This is a genomic window from Ferrovum myxofaciens, from assembly GCF_000735045.1.
In the GTDB taxonomy this organism is placed as follows: Bacteria; Pseudomonadota; Gammaproteobacteria; order Burkholderiales; family Ferrovaceae; genus Ferrovum; species Ferrovum myxofaciens.
This window is the reverse complement of record NZ_JPOQ01000249.1, coordinates 1-3,668: the sequence shown is the minus strand read 5'-3', so window position 1 is coordinate 3,668 and position 3,668 is coordinate 1. Positions and strand designations below refer to the sequence as shown.

Below are 3,668 nucleotides of genomic sequence, written 5' to 3'. Positions count from 1 at the left end.
TAAATCTAAACAACCGGGCAGAGTCTAGCCCACGGTACTCAACCTCGGGGCATTGTACATCCTGCCGTTCTGTTATGACAACCTCTATTTCAGACTCCATCATTGCGAATGTTCCAATTACCACAAGAATAAACCCAATATCTGGACAGGCCCACCCAGACGCATCATAGCAAGGCTTGTGGCTATATCATGTGACACTCATCACTTTTTATGAATTTTTGTCAGTATTCTGCCCTCGCACTGCCCCTCCATGAGGCTGATGACCAGCGGTGTGGCGGTGACGCTGATGCTGAAGGCTTCATTCATCCAGTGATGATGAAGTAGAGGCCGGAGCGCAAGACTGCATCATCGTCCGGCGAAAACTTGGCGGAATCTGCGGCCAATGCCCGTTTCATACTATATATCCACCCTATCCACCGGACCCAAGAAGGACTACCCCTGTCCGCCATTATTTTCCGATACCGGAGTTCGGGTCCGGCTGAATATTCGTCTTTTTATTTCCTTATTAAAAACCAGAGGGTTGTTGACTTTCCAGCAGGTTGAGTCGGGATTCAAGTTCGGATTGAAATACGGGTCCCCAACCTCTAGAAGTTTGGCCCATCTTTCTTTAAAAAATTCAGTATCCTGCGGATGCTCATCGTGTCCTAAACTCTTGCCCCGAGTGAATGATTCATGATGAATTAACGCCGCGCGCGAACACTGAACCACTCTATAACCGGCATCGATAACCCGCAGGCATAAATCCACATCACCAAAACCAACCGCCAATGACGGATCATATCCGCTGACTGAGTCAAACGCTTCTCCCGATATCAACAGACAGGCTCCGGTTACAGCCGATACCTCATGGTTGGCAATAAAATTCCCGTTATACCCGATGTTGACAGATCCGCCTGGTAAATACTTCTCCACAAACTTCCCGAAATGCTCTGCCGGACCGGACATGCCAACACATACTCCCGCATGCTGGTAAGTCTTGCCGTCGGGATAAAACAAGTTTGCGCCAACGATCCCCACGTCTTCATTCTGAAATAATTCCAGCATCTGGACAAGCCATCCTTCTTTTATGGCTTCTATGTCATTATTGCAGAACAGGTAATGACTGTAACCGTCATGTAACTGCTTGACAGCAAAATTATTTATCTCGGAAAAATTGAATTCACCCTTGTATTCAATGATTTTATGACGTTCTCTTATCGAGTTGAAATATTCTATGGATCCTTCGTTTTCCGATTCATGGTCAACGACTACAATATCGTAATCCACTCCGACCACCGTTCGTTCAATACTTTCAATGCAAACCCTGAGGATTTCATGATGGTTTTTTGTTGGAATAATGATCGCGACGTTTAATCCTTTTTTTAACGGATAACACGTTTCAAAAAAATTAAAACTTTTGCTTGGAACGGCATACGCATTCTCTCCGCAGCGCGAAAGGTGGTTGTTGATCACTCCCGTAGAGACCGTCATCACCTGATCATACTGTTTGTGACCAGAAGAATTCGGCAATTGACGCCAAAGGTAAAGTACCTCTGGTATATGGACGATTTTTCGTGCCTTCTCGGTTACGCGCAAAATCAAATCATAGTCTTGAGAGATGGCCAGGCTCTCGTTGAACCCCTCCAACTCCCGCAACAATTCCGTACGGAATGAAACGAAATGAACGATATACGGGTGCGATCGTAAAAATTCCATGGAGAAGGCCGGACGAAAGGTGAAGGATGTGACACATCTTCCGTCCTGTGAAATCAATGCTTCATCGGAGTAAATCATATCCGGCTCATCCTCGAGAACGGATTCTGAAATACGGAACAATGCCTGTTTTTCCAACTTGTCGTCGTGATCGAGAAGTGCGACATAAGTACCCTGGGCCATTGCCAAAGCCCGATTGCTGGCCGCAGAAGTTCCGGTATTGAAACTGTGAAAATTCAGATGGATACGACTATCCAGTGCAGCATATTTTTCCAGGATTTCCCGTACATGGGGTTTGGTTGATCCGTCGTCGGCAACGCATAATTCCCAGTGCGGATAAAGTTGGCCCACCACTGAATCCAGGGTCTCCATCAAAATTTCACGCGGGGTATTGTAGGTTGGCATAATCACCGAAATGAGCGGGAACGATTCCCTCTTGCGCAATTTTTCTTCAACATGTCTTACGATTATTTTTGATTGTGATGAGACATAGGATTCCCACACCTCTGCATTATCGATATTACCCACAAGAATATTGATAATGGTCTGTTTTAATGATGTTATACCACCGCCGTACAAACTGGTCAGCAGCCTCTTCAATGAGGGCAAAAACCTTTTTGGGTCAGATGCCCAATAAACAAGAAATCCACCACATATCTTTGATATTCTGACCGCTTTTCGCATAGGTTTTATTAATCAATAGGTTAAAAAATGCCAGTTTGGAGATAGAACAGTTCTCGTGTGTGGCCGATCTGTAGCATAGAGTATAATGTAGCCTTCCCTACTCCGTTGAGCGGCTTCGGAATTGATAATGCGTTTTCTCTGGGACCCCCTGACCCTTCCCGCCCGACACAGGGTCTTACTGCGCCGTCTGGCGCGGCGCGAATTCGAGGCCAGATACCGCGGCTCGATATTGGGTCTGGCTTGGGCAGTGATCACGCCAGTGGCCATGATGGCGGTCTACACTTTTGTGTTCCACTCCGTGTTGGCGGCCCGCTGGCCCGGTCACGCCGTTGACGACAGGATGGGCTATGCGCTGAACCTACTGGCTGGGCTGATCGTATTCAACGTCATCGCCGAGTGCCTGGGCCGGGCACCACGACTGATCCTGGAAAATCCGAGTTATGTGAAGAAACTGGTTTTCCCGGTGGAAATCCTGCCGGTGGTGGCGCTCCTGGGCGCCATGATCTCCGCTTCGATCGGTTGCCTTGTACTGCTGCTCATCCAGTGGACGATGGTGGGTCCGCCATCACTGGCTATCCTGCTGCTGCCGCTGCTCGTCATGCCGCTCCTTTTTTTGTGCCTGGGTGCCACTTATCTACTGGCAGCACTCGGGGTATTTCTGCGCGATATCGGCCAGATCATCGGCCCCCTGGTGATGGTACTGATGTTTTTGTCGCCCGTGTTCTACCCGGCGGAAAGCGTGCCCCAGCCCTGGCGCGACTGGCTGGTACTCAATCCGCTGGCGGCGACAATCGGCTGGGTACGGGGAGCCGTTTTACTCGGCAACCTGCCCTCGGCCGGGACCTATTTCGGCCAACTGGTAGCCGGGATACTGTTTCTTGCGCTGGGCTACCGGACATTCATGGCTTTGCGGCCCAGTTTTGCCGATGTCGTCTAAATTTCCGGAAGGCGTCCTTGCCTGCACGGGGTTGGGCAAAGCGTATACGATTTACGCGCGCCCGGAGGACCGCCTGAAGGAGTGGCTGAAAGGCGGTCACCACGGAGACACTTTCTGGGCTCTGAGGGATGTATCGCTGAGCATACGCCCCGGTCAAACAGTGGGCATCATCGGGCGTAACGGATCAGGCAAATCCACCTTCCTGCAAATGGTGGCCGGCATTCTCAATCCAACCGAAGGCGTCCTCCATACCCGCGGCCGCATCGCCGCACTGCTCGAACTCGGCACCGGCTTCAACCCCGAATTCACCGGCCGCGAAAACATCCGCCTCGGCGCCTCCCTCCTCGGCCTCGAC

The 3,668-nt window shown here is 50.4% G+C and carries 3 protein-coding genes; 2 read left to right on the top strand and 1 reads right to left on the bottom strand.

What is annotated here, in order from left to right:
• Positions 1-432: 432 nt before the first annotated feature.
• Positions 433-2,376 carry a glycosyltransferase family 2 protein gene (locus tag IV91_RS0113235; protein WP_084190117.1) on the bottom strand — a complete coding sequence of 648 codons (1,944 nt, stop codon included), beginning with the start codon at positions 2,374-2,376 and terminating at the stop codon, positions 433-435.
• A gap of 127 nt (positions 2,377-2,503) precedes the next feature.
• Here IV91_RS0113235 and IV91_RS0113230 point away from each other — a divergent pair, with 127 nt between their 5' ends.
• Both IV91_RS0113230 and IV91_RS0113225 read left to right on the top strand, forming a co-directional pair.
• Complete coding sequence (locus IV91_RS0113230) at positions 2,504-3,313, top strand: ABC transporter permease (RefSeq protein WP_031599228.1); 810 nt, start codon at positions 2,504-2,506, stop codon at positions 3,311-3,313.
• On the top strand, positions 3,303-3,668 hold a 366-nt coding region (locus IV91_RS0113225; protein WP_031599227.1), incomplete at its 3' end, for an ABC transporter ATP-binding protein. The genes IV91_RS0113230 and IV91_RS0113225, both read left to right, overlap by 11 nt.